Raw genomic sequence first — 15,978 nt, 5'->3', positions numbered from 1 at the left:
GCGATGGCTTGTGTGAGAGGGAGCGGTCAATGTCTCAACACAATGACTCGCAATAAACCCGACCTTTAAACGTCTTCGGCATCAGCTTGTTCAGCGTCGTCTTTCTTCTGCCAGTTGCAGTCAATGTTTAACACCAACTCACTCAGGTGTGTGGGGTGGAGCACCTCATCGGATGGAATACTCAGCGAGCAGGCCATTTGTTTATTGAACAGTTGCCAATGGTTACGCAGGCACACATCTAAATCATCACTTTGATCGGCCCAGGTCTCGGCAATAAACGGCTTCATGCTGGCGGCGGCGTGGCCGTACATCATCAGTTGCCATTTCAGCACTTTAATGTCGATCTGCTGTTGGGGGAAATCCTGATTGACCGGATCAATCAAGTCTTGCACCAGTTTTTCAATATTGCCTGAATTATCAATAAAGTAATCAAACAAGGCTTCTTGGCGCACGGCATCGGCAATCAATTGAATCGCCTGTGGGTGCACAATCATGTGCGCCAGCATACGGACCGAAAAGTGGTACAGCCGTTGATGAGACGGGTACGCCAGCGGAATGTCAGCAAGCAACTGGTGCATGTAGTGATGCATATAGGCTTCTAAGCAATCACTGATGCTGTGCCAGATCTTCTCTTTGCTGCCAAAGTGGTGGCGGATCAAGCTGTGAGAGACTCCCGCGCGCTCACTGATGTTACGCAGCGAGACACGCTCATAGCCCAGCTCGCAGAACATGTCTGCCGCCACGGTCATGATGTGAAGTTTGGTTTCTTCGGCGGCTTGTGCGCTGCGCCGCCCTTGTTTTTTCTCTGTCATACGCTATCTGCTTGTTTTCCCGCATCCATCTTGGCTGCTTAGGCCTCGTAGTGTACCTAAATCCGTGATTGACCGTCATCTTTAATCGGGTCTTTGCTCAGAAAATTCCTTTATTGTCCACCTGTAAAATATAGTTGATCTTCATTGCGATCAACATATACTGCACGCCTGTGTAATAAAAAATGAAAGAGAACACATTTTGCAGGGACATCCCACCGTATTGACCCCTTTTATGCGGGTCGCCGTCTTGGTTATTGCCAGCAGCCTGTTGGCTGGCTGTTTCCAAGCCCAATCTGAACCCACGGTCGACGCCGTGAAACCCGTCAAGCTGTATCAAATCCCGATGCAAAAAGCGCACGCTAGCGACGCCTTTCCGGCGCGGGCAGAAGCATCGCAACGGGCACAACTGTCGTTTCAAGTCCCTGGTGAAATCGACACCCTCACCGTGCGAGTGGGACAGCATGTTGAAGCTGGTCAGGTCTTAGCACAGTTGGATGACACCGATTACCGCTTGGCGTTTGAAGCCAAATTGGCGGAATTTGAGTTGGCGAAAAGCCAGTTTCAGCGCGCCAAGCAGCTGTTTAGCAAAAAGCTGATCAGCACCGATGAGTTTGACCGTCACGACACCCGCTACAAAGCGGCGTTGGCAAACCTTGAGCAAGCCCGTACGGATCTGGAACACACCCTGTTGCATGCGCCGTTTGCTGGCACCGTCTCGCTGAAGCATGTGAATCCGCACCAGTTTGTTGGCGCAAACCAACCGATTGTGAATGTACAGAATGTGACCACGTTAGATTTGAGTTTCAGTTTGCCAGTGTCTTATGTCGAGCAAACCGATCTGGCGACGTTGCAAGCGGCGATGATCTGGGTGGTGATGGACAACTATGCCGCGCAGTTGTTGCCTGCCGAATTTAAAGAACTGTCCACCCGTCCGGATGCCGACACCAACAGCTATACCGCCAAAGTCACGGTTGCCCGCCCGGCCGATCGCAACATGTTGTCAGGCATGTCGGCGCAGGTGCATATCGGTAAACCCTCAGCCATGGCTGCGCTGCATTTGCCGGCGGGCAGTTGGGTAGAAAAAGACGATCAGCAAGGCACCGTGTGGCAGGTAGACCCCGCCACAGGCGTGGTTAGCGCCTTGTCACTGACGCTGAATGCGCGCGGTGATGTGGTAGAAGGATTACAACAAGGCATGGTGATTGTGACGGCGGGGGCACAAGAATTGTTGTCTGGCCAGCAAGTACGCGCATGGGAACGCGAGGGCGGAATTTAATGAAACAAATATCATGGGTGATTTTGTCGTTGGCGATGCTGCAAGGCTGTCAAGACGGAGACGGTATTACACCGCCCGCGCCGTTAACGGTGTCGACCATTACGGTGACCGATTCGGTGGCCAGCCAATACCGCCGTTTCAATGGACAGGTGGAGGCCGCCGAGCTGACGCCGTTGGCGTTTCGGGTGGAAGGTGAACTGAAGCAAGTGTCGGTACGTACCGGCCAGCGCGTCACCAAAGGGCAATCGCTCGCGGTGTTAGATGCCGACAAGTTTGACCAGCAGTTGCGCGATGCCAAGGTGCAGTTTGAACTGGCGACCAAGCAATTGCAGCGTGGCCGTGAATTGCACAGTCGCAAGATGGTGTCTAACGCCGAGTTGGATGAACTGGTTGCCAACCAGCGTTTGGCCAAGGTGAACTTTGAATCCGCAACGGCACGCCGAGGTTATACCCAGCTTTTAGCACCGTTTGACGGGGTGGTGGCGGAGGTGCCAAAAGAAGCCTTTGAAGCGGTGACACCGGGCGAAACCGTGGTCAGCGTGTATCAGGATGATCGCGTCTACATCAACATTCCGGTGTCGGATACCGTGATCGCGATGATTAATCCCGCGCAAGGGGGCCAAGGGTATCAGCCGATGGCGTATTTCGGCGCGGAGCAAACCGGTTATCCGGTGACGTACCGTGAACACACCAGCGAACTTGCGCCTCACAGTCAAACCTACCGTATGTGGTTTGACATGCCGCAACGTGAACCGGCCATTTTGCCCGGTACCAGTGTGACCCTGAATGTGGATATGACAGCGGCGGGGCTGAGCACGCAGCAAGGGTTTGTGTTGCCGCTATTGGCGTTGGATGCCGGCCAGCAAGACGGCCAGTTTTTCGTCTGGAAATGGGTGGATGGCAAAGTGCAGCGCGTAGAAGTCGGCGTTGAACGCATCAACAGCCAAGGGGCAATCATTGGTCGTGGCGTGGCGCAAGGGGATCGTCTGGTGACCTCGAGCTTGCGCAAGTTGCGTGATGGCATGGCCGTGACGGTGCAATCTGCGGTGCCCGTTCAGGCGTCTGCTCAGTGAATCTTACAGCGATGCGTCATGGTGGCTTGTTGGTATTGCGATGGGGCATCGGTATCGGGATCACCGTGTTGGGATTGATGGTAATAAGCGAACTGGGTCAGTTTCTGGTTTGGCAATTAATTGGTGAAAATGTGCAGCATTTGGAAGTAACTCTGCAACCGGCAGGGTGGGAAGCGGGCGTTGAACAGCCTGCCACACAGGTTGACGCGATCATGGCATGCGTTCGTATTCTCATGGAGACAGTACAGTGAGCATTGCGGAATATTCAATTAAAAACAAAGTCATTAGCTGGCTGTTTTTAATCATTTTAACGGTAGGCGGGATCAGTTCATTTTTTGAGTTGGGCCGTTTAGAAGACCCTGCCTTTACCATTAAAGATGCGATGATCATTGCGACCTACCCAGGGGCAACATCGACCGAAGTGGAAGAAGAACTGACGCACCCGATTGAAAAAGCGGTGCGCCAGTTGCCGTACATCGACAAGGTGACATCGACCTCCTCGGCGGGCATGACGCAAATCATGGTTAGCATGGAGATGATCTACGGGGCAGAGGAGCTGCCGCAGATCTGGGATGAGATGCGCCGTAAAGTGAACGATCTCAAGCCGATGTTACCGGCTGGGGTGACGTCGCTGCAGATCATGGATGATTTCGGTGATGTGTACGGTGTGATGTACATGATGACCGGTAAAGGCTATTCCTATGAGGAACTGAAGCAGTACGCGGATTACCTGATCCGTGAGTTGGATTTGGTCGAAGGCATTGGCAAGGTCAGCATCGCCGGTCAGCAGCAAGAGCAGATTTTTGTTGAGATCTCACTGGAACGCATGGCGGCGCTGAATCTCGATATGAACACGGTCGTTGGGTTGTTGAATCAGCAAAACAGCGTGCAGTCTGCCGGTGAAATCATGATCAACGGCCAGAACTTGGTGATCCGCCCGAACGGCAGCATGAACAGTGTGGAAGCGGTAGAGAACCTGGTGATCCACGGGCGTGACACCGGTAACCTGATCCGCCTGAAAGATGTCGCGACAGTGACCCGTGGCGTGCAGGAAAAACCGAGTAACGTGGTGCTGTTCAACGGTCAGCCAGCCATTAACTTGGGGATTGCGTTTGCCGATGGCGTGAACGTGGTGGAAGTCGGCCAGCGTGTGGATGCGCGTTTGGCTGAGCTGGAAAGCGTGAAACCGGCTGGGATCACCTTAAACAACTTCTACAATCAGGCGCAAGAAGTCGATAAATCGGTGAAAGACTTCATCATCAGTCTGGGTGAAGCGGTCGCGATTGTGATTGTTGTGCTGCTGTTTGCCATGGGCTTGCGCAGCGGGTTGATCATTGGTGCCGTGTTGCTGTTAACCGTGTTCGGTACGTTTATTCTGATGAAGCTGAACAATATCGAACTGCACCGTATCTCGCTCGGCGCCCTGATCATTGCATTGGGGATGCTGGTGGATAACGCCATTGTGGTGGTGGAAGGCATTTTAGTCGGGCTGAAAAAAGGCCGTACCAAAGTGCAGGCGGCGGTGGATATCACCAAGCAAACCCAATGGCCGTTGCTGGGCGCGACCATCATTGCGATCACCGCATTTGCCCCGATTGGTTTGTCGGAAGACGCCAGTGGTGAATTCATGGGATCGCTGTTCTGGGTATTGTGTTACTCGCTGTTCCTGAGCTGGATCACTGCGCTGACGTTAACCCCGTTCTTGGCGGATTTACTGCTCAAAGACAACGACCAAAATATGGCTGAAGGCAGTGAAGATGACGCGTACAAAGGGGCCTTGTTTACCCTGTTTGGCGCCACGTTGAAGTTTGCCCTGCGTTTTCGTTGGCTTACCATGGCCAGCATGCTGGCGTTGTTGGTGGCCGCGGTGGTCGCGTTCGGTCATGTGAAACAGTCGTTCTTCCCGCCGTCGAACACGCCGATGTTCTATGTCGATATGTGGATGCCGGAAGGCACGGATATCCGTGAAACCCAGCGTCAGACGGAGCAAGTCGAGCACTACATTCGCCAGCAAGACAATGTGAAGTTTGTGACGGCATCGATCGGTCAAGGCTTGCAGCGCTTTGCGTTGACCTACCAACCGGAGAAAAGCTATGAAGCGTATGCGCAGTTGCAGGTTCGTACCGACGATCGCGAGAGCATGTTTGCGTTGCTTCACACCCTCGACGAGACACTCGCCACGCAATTTGCATCGCCGTCATTCCAGTTTAAGTTGATGGAGTTTGGCCCGTCACCGGCGTCGAAAATTGAAGCGCGCATTAGCGGCCCTGATCCGCAGGTGCTGCGTGAAATCGCGGTGAATGTGGAAAATGTGCTGCTGGCTGATCCGGGTGCGCGTAACGTACGTCATGATTGGCGTGAGCGTACCAAAGTGCTGGTACCGCAGTTCAATGAAACCAAAGCCCGTCGCTTGGGGATTTCGAAAGAAGATTTGTCGCAGACGCTGCAAATGGCCTATGGCGGCAGCACCATCGGGTTGTTGCGTGATGGCACACAGATGTTGCCTATCCTAGTCCGTTTGCCTGAAAACGAGCGGGTGGATTTTAACAGCGTACAGAATCTGACGCTATGGAGCCCAGTGCAGCAGGCGTATGTGCCGGTTGAGCAAGTGATTGATGGTATCGATCTGGCGTGGGAAGAGCCGTTAGTACAGCGCCGTGATCGTAAGCGCACACTCACGGTATTGGCCGACCATAACGTACTGGGCGATGAAACCGCCGCGAGTTTGTTTGCCCGTGTACGTCCGCAAGTGGAAGCCTTGTCATTGCCAGTGGGTTACCACATTACGTGGGGCGGTGAGTATGAATCGTCGAAAGACGCGCAAGAGTCGATGATGAGCTCAATGCCAATGGGTTATCTGTTGATGTTCGTGATCACCATCTTCTTGTTCAACTCGGTGAAAAAGTCACTGGTGATCTGGGCCACGGTGCCGTTGTCGATCATCGGCGTAGCCATTGGTTTATTGGCGACGAATGTACCATTCAGTTTTACCGCGCTGTTAGGCTTACTGAGCCTGAGCGGGATGATTTTGAAAAACGGTATCGTCTTGTTGGATCAGATCAACATTGAATTGGAGCAGGGTAAAGCGCCGTATGATGCGATTGTACACAGTGCGATCAGCCGTGTGCGTCCGGTGAGCATGGCGGCGTTAACGACCATTTTGGGGATGATCCCCTTGGTGTCGGATGCCTTCTTTGACTCGTTAGCGATCACCATCATGGCGGGCCTGGGCTTTGCCACTGTACTGACCTTGATTGTGGTGCCCGTGTTGTTTGCGCTGTTTTTCAATGTGAAAACGCCGGATCCCACAGCAACGCCGACGCATGAGCAGGTTGCTCACGCTTAAGTAAAGCGTCAACGCTGTGGTGCTTTTTATCGGCACAGCATGAAAAAGCCCCGCGCTGTTTAGGCGCGGGGCTTTTTTTGTTTATCGCTTTTTTGCTGCTGTCTTTTCGATGTCGTCTTTTCTCACTAAAAACGACTATGTCTTTATCAACAAATACAGCGGCGATAGTGTGTACTTACCTAGTGGCGAAAGAACAACTGACTAAACGGGTTAAGTAATGTCGCTAGGCCCGAGGTAAAGTGCAGCGGTGCATCAAGCAAGGTTAGGCATAAGCAGTCTTGCCCTTCATGAGTACGCGGTACGTGTTTATCAGCAGCGGTTTGCACCACGAAATCACCGGCACGATAGGTGCCGTTTTCATCGTGGAATTCACCGGCCAAGACCAAGGTGATCTCTTGCCCTTGATGGGTATGCTCTGGCAACGCACTGTCACTGTCCATATAGATGAAGTTCATTTTACTGCTGCCGCCTACTGCGACATGGGCCCGTTTGATATTGCCGGGCAGTTTGCTCCACGGGCCAATCTGGTCGTGATGGCGTTGCAGCGCACGCGGTAGTGGATAATGGTGCGACCCGAGTGTCAGCGTGGCTGATGATGCCGATGTATCTTCTGCTTCAGCCCGCTCACTGTCTGAGTCTGGCGCCTCCGTGTGCGTCATGATCTGCGCCATCATGGCATGCAAATCCGCCGGTAACGCCTCTGCCATTGCCGCAGGTGTCGGCGTGGTATTAGCTTGCCATGTGGCATCGGCTTGCGTGGCTTCCAGTTTAGCGACACGCTGGCGGCAGTGAGGGCAAAATTCTAGGTGGGTACTGATCATAATGCTGGATGCGGGGTCCAAATCACCGGAGGCAAACAGCAGCAGTGCATCCTCATTGGGGTGCAAACGGACATTAGTCATCGAGGGCCTCCTTCATTTTCTGTAGCGCTAAACGCAGACGACTTTTTACGGTGCCCAATGGCACGCCAATCGCATCGGCAACGTCCTGATGCGACGCCCCTTGCAGGCAGACCATACGAACAATATCGGCCTGTGCGGTGGGCAGCGTGTTGATCAAACTGTCGAGTTCTTCACTGACGATAGCTTCAAACTCCAGCGGCAGTTTATCCGGATCGCGCTCTTCATGCATGATCGGCCACAAATCGTCCCCTTGCACCCAATCTTGCTGGTGCTTGGTTTTACGCAGTAGGTCGAACTTCACGTTACGGGCGACGGAATAGATCCAAGTAAGGGCAGCGCCTTTAGAGGGCTCGTACAAGTGGGCTTTTAACCAGACTTTTAACATGGTCTCTTGTACAACTTCCATGGCCATTGACTCATCACGCAACTGTTTACGTGTAAAGTTCAATAGCTTGGGCGCGACAAAGGTAAACAAGGTTTCGTAACTTTTACGGCAGCGTGTTTGCGCAATGTTGCCCAATAACTCGGCGACATCAAGCGCCGGTGTGGGGGTATTTATCATAGACTCCTTGCCAGTCGCGGAGTGTATATCAGGATGGGATGTGATCATTTCTCTCTCTGCAAGCATGGGGTCCGTGTGCAATTAACGCAATGGCTGAGCAGAAAGATCACCGTGTCTGATGATTTTTTTTATGTAACGCATGCAAAGGTGGGGCGTCGGGTGCTTGAGCAGGCGTTGTTTGGTGGCGAGCGGGATAGGTAATATTTCCAACCAGCGCCAGCACACCCAGTTGGGCGTGCGTGGCCAGTCATCGACGGTGCTGGCGGGCAGTGGGAAATGGTGCTCAATCATCCCTTGTTTTAAGCGGGTCAGCAAAATGTCATGCTCGGGCAATGGCGGTAAATCAGGCCATCGCACAGTGATATCACCTTGTAGACGCGAGCACAACGGCGGGGTCGCATCATGACGTAATACGCCGCTTGCCTGAATCGTCAGGTCGAGTTTAATTTGGCAGGCACTGAGCCAATCCACATCATCAATATGGGCGAACATCATGATATCGCCCTTCGCCATGGCGGCCGTTCCGCATTTGTCTTGCATCACCAGCCAGAGTCCACCAGCGCGTAAGCCGTCAGTGATGGTTTGGGTAAAGAGGAGCCCATTGCCCCAGATCACCAGTTTACCCATCGGCATGCCATGCTCTGTGGTTTGCAGGTAGGGCAAAGTGTGTGGATACACGGTGCGCGGAAAAGTGGGGGCTTGATACACAGTTCGACTCCTTTTTTATTGCTCTTTTGCTTTACGTCGCAAATAAGGCTTTGGATGACGATAAAAGAAAAAGGGGGGCATTTTTATTGATCCAACGCTGTTGGTCTGAGCGTATCTATCTGCACTTTCCCATTGTCCACATCCATGGATGAAACAGTATGTGAACAATGACAGACAAAGAATGAGGATACCCTTATGACGTTGAAACCTTTATCCCTCGCGATGATTTCAGCCGCGTTATTGGTTGGCTGCAACGATGATAACGACACCGCTAAATTGCGTGTGACCCATGCCAGTAGCGATGCGCCGCAAGTGGCGGTAAAACTCAATGGTGATGTGGTGGATGCATTGGCAGAGGTCGATTACCAACAAGCCAGTCCGTTTCTTGCGGTTGATAGCGGTACCTATGATGTGGCGGTTGATGCCTTGCTACCCGCAGACGAAACGTTAGAAGTGATTGCGGCGAACCTAGACTTGGCCGGTGACATGCAATATGACGTGTTTGCCGTGAATAACACAGCCAGCATTGAGCCCGTTGTATTAATGCGTGACGATATTTTCATTGGCGGTAATCAGGTACGGGTGGATGTACTGCATGCTCACCCTGACGTACCTGGGATTGATATCTACCTCAGCACTGCCGACAGCATTACGGCGGAAGCGCCTGCCATTTCGGGTTTGGCATTTAAAGTCGACAGTCCCGACCTTCCTGTGACCCTGCCGTCAGAGACCTACCGTATTCGCGTGACTTTAGCGGGTCAAAAAGACGTGGTGTTTGACAGTGGCGAGTTGGATTTAGCCGGGGGGGGTGATCTGATGATCACCGCCGTACCGAATGTCGATGGAGGCGCTGTGTCGCCGGTGAATTTGCTGGTGGCTGATGGCGATGACATGGCTGTACTGCGCAACACGGGCGAGAAAGCCACAGTACGTGTGGTACATGCGGTGAAAGATGCGGTGGCCGTCGATGTACAAGCCTCCGGCAATACGGTCGCCGGGTTTGAAGCCATCGCTTTTAAAGAGTTTCGCAGTGAAAACTTACCTGCAGGCAGTTATGACTTGAGTGTGGTTGCCAATATTGACCCGTCTATTGTGGTGTTTGATGCGCCGGGAACGGAGGTTGCCAGTGGCACCGCATCCAGCATTTATGCGGTGGGCAGTTTCGTGTCGGCTTCAGATTTTGATATCGAGCCATTATTGATTGAAGAAGATCTGCGCTCGGTCGCCACGTACGCCAAAGTGCGCGTGGTGCATGCCAGCACCGCAGCCGGCACCGTCGATGTGCATGCCTCTGCCGATGGCATGTTCAGTGAGGCGACCGTGGTATTGGAAGATGTCGAATTCAAAGACAATGCGGTCTTGAATGTACCGGGCGGCAGCTACAACTTGGCCGTCACGCCTGCTAACTCGCTTGAGCCACTGATCACTGGTGATGCCAGCGTGGAAGACGGCGGTGTGTATTCCGTGGTAGCGACCGATGATCTCAGCGGCTTTGTGATCAATGTGGATACCGCGCCTGCGGAGTAAGCGGTAAGCAATGAGTAATAAACGTAGCGCAGTGCAACCTTGAGGGATAGCTCTCAAGGACAAATACGCAGAAGACGAAAAGGGCAATGCATGCGCATTGCCCTTTGTCTATTTGTTGGAAGAGAATCAGTTACATTAATCCAGTACCAATTTCACCCCAGATAAGGTGTATTTCATGCCTTGTAGTGTGTCACCCGCTTCGACCCATTCTGGCAATAATGACAGGGGCTTTGTGATGTTACTGAGCACGTTGATATCCACGCTGCCATCAGGGTGTGTAAACAAGGTTTTCAATGGGATGCGCACTTGTTGCCATTCATTTTCAGCAAAGCCTGTTGGTAAGAAGTATGGCTGAGAGTTGCCTGCTGGAGATTCCATCTGGACTTGGAAGCGCTTGGTAGGGTGTGAACCATAACTCTCAACATTCATCATAAATTCAAGCACGCCGGATTCGACAAATAACGCCATATCACGCGCTGTACCGTCGTTTGGATTTAAGATCACCCCACCATTGGCGCCATCACCGGCATTAGTATGGGTCAGGGTGAAACTATCGTGTCCCCAGTCGACCTGAATGTTGCTGCTGTCCGTCATCCATGTTCCCAGCGCGGTTGCCCAACCTTGACCATCGGGTGCGCCGATCACAAACATCTTGGAGACGTTGGTATCGCCATCAGGTTTCACCAGAGTGCTGTTGGTGTGACATGCCAACACATGAGCCTCCTCAACAGAGTTCGTCACGACACGAATATCACCAATATCCACGTTCAGATCACTGCTGGAATGCAGCACAAACGGTGCCAAGGTATCGCTGTAATCCATGTTGGCATCGGTAAAGCAAGACAGTGGTACCTTCACGGTTTGTGGTGCGGCACCCGTGTAGCCCATAACTGCACTCGTCAATGATACTTTGCCTAAGTCTTTCCCGTCTTCACGCTGCGTGGTCAGGTAAATGTCCTGATCAACCGCTGGCTTATCCATCACACGCAAAGCAAATTGCAGTGTGCTGGTGGCAGGATCAGCGATGCCCATGTCGAGGTTTGCGCTGTTGCTGCTGTGTGCCACCAAACGTGCTGCTGCTGATTCTGCAATACGTAGGTTCAGGTTGCCTTGTGTTTGACCGGAAATATTGCTGGTCGACACATTGCCTTGGCTGACAAAACCGTCAGCATTAATCGGTGCCTGTAGGGCGTCTTTATCGATAACCGACAAAGCAAAAGTACCGTCACTCTCTGGGCCATAAATATTGCTGGTGTTCGAAGGCGGTGGTGGCACCACTTCTTCTTCCGGGTAGTGATACGGGTCGTCCAAACATCCTGCCAACAGGCTAAGTGATAGTCCACTGACGATAAGGGCTTTCTTATTGATATTGATTTCCATGTCCATTGTCTCACGTTAAATCTGACCGTGCAGGCAGTCTGTTTGGGAGCGTTACATGCCTGTATAAACGTTTCGGCAAAAACGATGCTGGATCGCCAAAAATATTGCAAGCAAAAAAATAATCAGGTCGATGAAATTGTGATCACCCCCAATTTTGCTCTTGTTTTTCCATATTGGGCGATAGTGTAAACGTATAAAAAAATGTGATGCAACGCTGTATATGTATGAAATAGAGATGGAAATGAGATGTCAAAATGGCGTTATATTTCATCCTCTTACTATGAAATGCGTTTAAGTTGTTGTTATTTATTGATTATTTTAATTGGTGTAAAATAGGTGGTGAAAATTAAAGCTATAGCGATCACAAATCTCACCAATGAGATATTGACGAAATTATCCTTTCCTCGACAATGTGTAGAAACGTTTAAGCAAGTGTGGCGTGATTCAGAAAGGATGAATAGAACAATGAAAACAACAATAAGCAGGATTGCCTGTGCATTAATGCTGTCGTTAAGCGGCTCTGCATTGGCCAGCCAAGTAATACTCGATGACATCACGGTGAGCGATCATCTGTATCCAGCAACATTCAAAGCAGAACTCCAAAACAACCTGAATTTCTTCAAAGACGGTGTGGGCGTTGATACAGACGCGAAAGTGCCTTACGACACCGTGTTGATCAAAGACGGCAAAGTGGTGCCTCAGTACTACGTGAATACCACAGAGATCGGCCTCTACCTTAATATTCTGGTGGAAGTTGAAAAAGCCGGTAATGCGGATGCGCTTGTGCGTATTGCGGAAGTGTTGGATACGTTAGAAAAAGCCCCTACGTGGAATGGCTTGTACTTCTGGCCGTATGACATTGTGAAAGGTGAATTGAAGCCGACGGCAGAAGGCATTGTACCAGCGGTAGATAACGGCAACCTTGCTTTTGCGTTGGCGGGTGTAGCCGGGGCGTACCTGACCTCAGAAGCACCAGCAAAACAAGCCATTGTGTCGCGTATTGATACGCTATTGGAAGGACAAAAAGCCGGTTGGTCAAAGCTATACGATGAAAGCCGTGGCTTGATGCATGCCGGCTGGACGACCGCGAACGATGCGGCCATTACGTATTACATTGACCGCAAAGCCAATGAAAGCCGTTTGGCGCCACTGTGGGCGGCATTGATCACGCAAGATATGGGTGACGACGCGGTGCCGATGAGCGCGTTTAATAAAATGGAATTGTACACCCATAAGTACAGCTTCAATGGTCGCGAATTTAATCCGATGCTGACGTGGGATGGCGCGTACTTCCAGGCCATGCTACCAGCGATTTGGCTGAATGAACGTGCCTTGATGCCAGATTACCGCATGGTGGAAGACATGACCTTCATCCAGATGGCCTATGCGGCAGAATACAACATTCCGATGGTGTCCTCTTCGGCAACAACGGACGACGGTTATGCGGCGTTCGGTGTGCCTTACCTGTCTGAAAGCAAAGTGAAATTCAACAACGTGATCCATGAAGGTAAAACCGGTACCCCGCATGCGGTGGCGCTGTCTTACTTAGTAAGTCCGGATGCGGCGGTTTCGGCGCTGAAAGGATTAAAAGCGGTGCATCCTGCCATTGAATCGGAGTTTGGTTGGTATGACGCGGTAGATGACAAAGGCCGTATGTCGACCAAAATCCTGTCGTTGGATCAAGGTATGTTTGTTGGCGCATTTTTGGCGAAGGATATCAACAATGACGTACAGCGTTATTTAGATGCGCGCGGCTACACCGATGACGTGGCCACCATGTACAAGAGTTACGTGCCAAACAACGGTTAATTGAATCAAGGAAGAAAACATGAAAAAGCAGTCATTAGCCCTGTTAATCGGCACACTGGTTAGTGCTTCCGCTATGGCAGAAACCGCACAGGACGGTATGTGGGATAACGTGGAAATGCCGGGATACGGCAAAGCGAAAATCTCACTGGAATCGTTGCAAGATATTGGTGGTTTTGGTCAGGTGTTGCTGCCTACGGAATCCATGCCTGCGGTGAAGCGTACCCGTGCGCTGACCGGTTTTGAATACGAAGAGTACGTGTACGACAACGCGCCGAGCGAACTGTTTCAATCGTTCATTTTTGCCGATGGCTCGACCAAGGTCAGTGATCGCTGGCGTATTGCCTACCTGTTAAAAGAAACGCACCGTTATTCTGGCGAAGATAAAACGTCGTTAGGTCAACCATTACTGACTACGGAAATCATGCCGCGTTATGAGCATTGGGTGAATGAAAACTTCAACTACGTGCTTGAATTTGGTTACGAGAAAGTCACGGGGTTACAAGAAACAACCCGTTACCAAATTACGCCTGAATTGAACTTCACACTGGGTAAACACTTCCTGCATTTGAACCTGGAAATGGGTTACTGGGAAGAAGAAAAAGCGGAGTTCTATGAAACCGAGCCGCTGTATGTTTACCGCTTTAATGATTGGATCAATCTGGGCACCAAGGTGTTGTATCACGAAGACACCAATGATTTTGCGTGGACAGAAAAAGCCATCAAGCCATTAGTCCAGTTCCGCTTTGACAATAACGTTTACCTTGAACTGCGTTATGAGCTGGGGGAAACCAAGATCTTTGATGGGTCAGGCTACCGCTATAACAACTATGCCTTGTATACCGAGATCCCATTGAATAACACATTCAGTGTGTTGGCCGATCTTGCTTATCGCGATCAGCGACAGCATCACGGCAATCAATATTCCTGGGGAGACAAAGAAGGCGTGTTTGCCAAAGTGGGCCTGATTTGGACCTTCTAACCGAGCTGAATTAACGATGATGCGAGAGCCCTTTTAACCGGCTCTCGTTTTTTTTGCTTGCTAATGTCGTCGCGACGCAGTGACAAAGCTGCGTTGTGGCAGAAAAGGATTATGTCATGCAACAGTGGATAAAAATGACCGGTGTCGCGAGTGTCATCGTCAGTGTATTGGCCGGATGCGGGGGCGGTGGTAGTGACAGCAATGGTCATACTGGCGGGGGGACGCCTCCTGTAAAACCAGAGGGGGCGATTACCGCGATTGAGCTTCGTGATCACCTCTATCCCAGCAACTTCACGCAGGAGTTGCAAACCAATATGGATTACTTTCTGGATGGTGTCGGCGTATCAATAACGGCCAAGGTTCCCTTTGATCACATCCTGATGCAGCCGTCAGGGCCACAGCCGTCGGGATACACCAATACCACGGCGATTGCACTGTATTTGAATTTGCTGGTGGAAATGCAGCAAGCGGGAGAGGCGCAAGCGATCACTCGCATGGAACAAGTCATTGCACAATTGGAGCAAGCGCCCCACTGGAATGGCCTATTTTACTGGTTGTACACCCTGAAAGGGGATGCGCTGGTTGCACCACAAAATGGTGTGGTCTCTGCGGTCGATAATGGCAATGTGTCATTCTCTCTGGCAGCGGTCAGTGGGGCCTTTTATGACAGCCCTAATACAGCGTTACGCCAACTGGCCGCCCGAGTGGATGCCTTGCTAGAGAGGCAGATTCGGGGCTGGGGCCGATTATACGACAGTCAAAAAGGGCTATTACGGGCGGGATGGGATCCGGTTGCAAACCGTTATTTACCGTATTACATCGATCGCAAGGCCAACGAAAGCCGGCTGGCGGTGATTTGGGCGGTATTAGCGACTCAAGGCAGTGCCAGTGTGGTGCCAATGCGCGCCTTTACGGAGATGGAATTGGTGACTGGCGAGTATGACCAAGATGGTGACTATTTCGAGCCTATGCTGACCTGGGACGGGTCGTATTTTCAGGCAATGTTACCGGCGTTGTGGCTCAATGAATCTGCCTTAATGCCGGATGACACCATGATCAAGGATTTCAGTGAGGTGCATAAACGCTATGCCGATCAATACGGTATTCCCTTTCTAACCGCTTCAGCGACGGTGGATAACGGCTACCTGGCATTTGGGGTCGAAGCGGTTTCTGAAAGTTATCGTCGCTACGGCCATGCTATTGCGCAAGCCCCTACAGGCTCTCCCCATGCTTTGGCGTTGTATGCGTTGGTTGATGAACAAGATGCTATCAATCGTCTGTTGGCGTTGAAAGCGGCACACCCTGCTGTCGAAACGACGGCGGGGTGGGTTGATGCGATCGACAATCAAGGCAAGGTGTCAGAAAAAATCATTGGTATCGATCAGGGCATGTTTGTCGGGGCGTTCATTGCTGATGAAGTGCGGAATAATGTGGCGCGGTATATGGCTCGTCACGGTTGGGAAGCGGATCTTGCCTCGCTTTACAGCGATTTTGTGGCAGATGTTCAGTTACCAGCAGAAAAGCGTTAAGCATCATGGAATAGAGATTGCCGTCACGGAATTTAGAGCTCAATGCGAGATTCCGTTGACGGGATTGGCACATTC

At 51.5% G+C, this 15,978-nt stretch carries 13 protein-coding genes; 8 read left to right on the top strand and 5 right to left on the bottom strand.

Annotation, left to right across the window (positions count from 1 at the left end; translation table 11 throughout):
• Positions 1 to 65 precede the first annotated feature (65 nt).
• Positions 66 to 812, bottom strand: coding sequence for a TetR/AcrR family transcriptional regulator (locus tag ACSF8W_RS21340; protein WP_500849125.1), 747 nt, complete (start codon positions 810 to 812; stop codon positions 66 to 68).
• 199 nt (positions 813 to 1,011) lie between these two features.
• On the opposite strand from ACSF8W_RS21340, the gene ACSF8W_RS21335 reads away from it, so the two are divergent.
• Genes ACSF8W_RS21335 through ACSF8W_RS21320 form a run of 4 tightly spaced genes read left to right on the top strand, consistent with a single transcriptional unit; the run spans position 1,012 to position 6,507 of the window.
• Complete coding sequence (locus ACSF8W_RS21335) at positions 1,012 to 2,088, top strand: efflux RND transporter periplasmic adaptor subunit (RefSeq protein ID WP_500849124.1); 1,077 nt, start codon at positions 1,012 to 1,014, stop codon at positions 2,086 to 2,088.
• Positions 2,088 to 3,161, top strand: coding sequence for an efflux RND transporter periplasmic adaptor subunit (locus ACSF8W_RS21330; protein ID WP_500849123.1), 1,074 nt, complete (start codon positions 2,088 to 2,090; stop codon positions 3,159 to 3,161). The genes ACSF8W_RS21335 and ACSF8W_RS21330 overlap by 1 nt, the downstream gene beginning before the upstream one ends.
• The gene (locus ACSF8W_RS21325; RefSeq protein WP_500849122.1) at positions 3,158 to 3,412 is read left to right on the top strand and encodes a hypothetical protein; all 255 of its coding nucleotides are present in this window, start codon (positions 3,158 to 3,160) and stop codon (positions 3,410 to 3,412) included. Before ACSF8W_RS21330 ends, ACSF8W_RS21325 begins: the two co-directional genes overlap by 4 nt.
• Positions 3,409 to 6,507 carry an efflux RND transporter permease subunit gene (locus ACSF8W_RS21320; protein WP_500849121.1) on the top strand — a complete coding sequence of 1,033 codons (3,099 nt, stop codon included), beginning with the start codon at positions 3,409 to 3,411 and terminating at the stop codon, positions 6,505 to 6,507. Before ACSF8W_RS21325 ends, ACSF8W_RS21320 begins: the two co-directional genes overlap by 4 nt.
• A 179-nt stretch (positions 6,508 to 6,686) precedes the next feature.
• On the opposite strand, the gene ACSF8W_RS21315 is transcribed toward ACSF8W_RS21320, so the two are convergent.
• The 3 genes from ACSF8W_RS21315 to ACSF8W_RS21305 all read right to left on the bottom strand — a co-directional run bounded on the left by ACSF8W_RS21315 (position 6,687) and on the right by ACSF8W_RS21305 (position 8,679).
• The gene (locus tag ACSF8W_RS21315) at positions 6,687 to 7,409 is read right to left on the bottom strand and encodes a ChrR family anti-sigma-E factor (protein ID WP_500849120.1); all 723 of its coding nucleotides are present in this window, start codon (positions 7,407 to 7,409) and stop codon (positions 6,687 to 6,689) included.
• Entirely contained in the window at positions 7,402 to 7,971 is a 570-nt protein-coding gene (locus ACSF8W_RS21310) for a sigma-70 family RNA polymerase sigma factor (protein ID WP_500849119.1), read from the bottom strand. Before ACSF8W_RS21310 ends, ACSF8W_RS21315 begins: the two co-directional genes overlap by 8 nt.
• Before the next feature lie 81 nt (positions 7,972 to 8,052).
• Positions 8,053 to 8,679, bottom strand: a complete 627-nt coding sequence (locus ACSF8W_RS21305) for a hypothetical protein (RefSeq protein ID WP_500849118.1) — start codon at positions 8,677 to 8,679, stop codon at positions 8,053 to 8,055.
• A gap of 195 nt (positions 8,680 to 8,874) precedes the next feature.
• On the opposite strand from ACSF8W_RS21305, the gene ACSF8W_RS21300 reads away from it, so the two are divergent.
• Complete coding sequence (locus ACSF8W_RS21300; RefSeq protein WP_500849117.1) at positions 8,875 to 10,206, top strand: DUF4397 domain-containing protein; 1,332 nt, start codon at positions 8,875 to 8,877, stop codon at positions 10,204 to 10,206.
• Between the two features lie 135 nt (positions 10,207 to 10,341).
• Here the strand turns inward: ACSF8W_RS21300 and ACSF8W_RS21295 are convergent, their stop codons facing one another.
• Entirely contained in the window at positions 10,342 to 11,586 is a 1,245-nt protein-coding gene (locus ACSF8W_RS21295; RefSeq protein ID WP_500849116.1) for a putative glycoside hydrolase, read from the bottom strand.
• A gap of 465 nt (positions 11,587 to 12,051) precedes the next feature.
• Here ACSF8W_RS21295 and ACSF8W_RS21290 point away from each other — a divergent pair, with 465 nt between their 5' ends.
• The 3 genes from ACSF8W_RS21290 (at position 12,052) to ACSF8W_RS21280 (ending at position 15,903) form a co-directional block, all read left to right on the top strand.
• Positions 12,052 to 13,395, top strand: coding sequence for a glucoamylase family protein (locus ACSF8W_RS21290; RefSeq protein WP_500849115.1), 1,344 nt, complete (start codon positions 12,052 to 12,054; stop codon positions 13,393 to 13,395).
• Positions 13,396 to 13,414: 19 nt separating this feature from the next.
• Complete coding sequence (locus tag ACSF8W_RS21285; RefSeq protein ID WP_500849114.1) at positions 13,415 to 14,374, top strand: hypothetical protein; 960 nt, start codon at positions 13,415 to 13,417, stop codon at positions 14,372 to 14,374.
• 116 nt (positions 14,375 to 14,490) lie between these two features.
• Positions 14,491 to 15,903, top strand: coding sequence for a hypothetical protein (locus ACSF8W_RS21280; RefSeq protein ID WP_500849113.1), 1,413 nt, complete (start codon positions 14,491 to 14,493; stop codon positions 15,901 to 15,903).
• Positions 15,904 to 15,978: the final 75 nt, after the last annotated feature.

Source organism: Photobacterium sp. 270122K (assembly GCF_059941365.1).
Note: the sequence above shows the minus strand (reverse complement) of the source record. Positions and strands in the feature narration are given on the sequence as shown.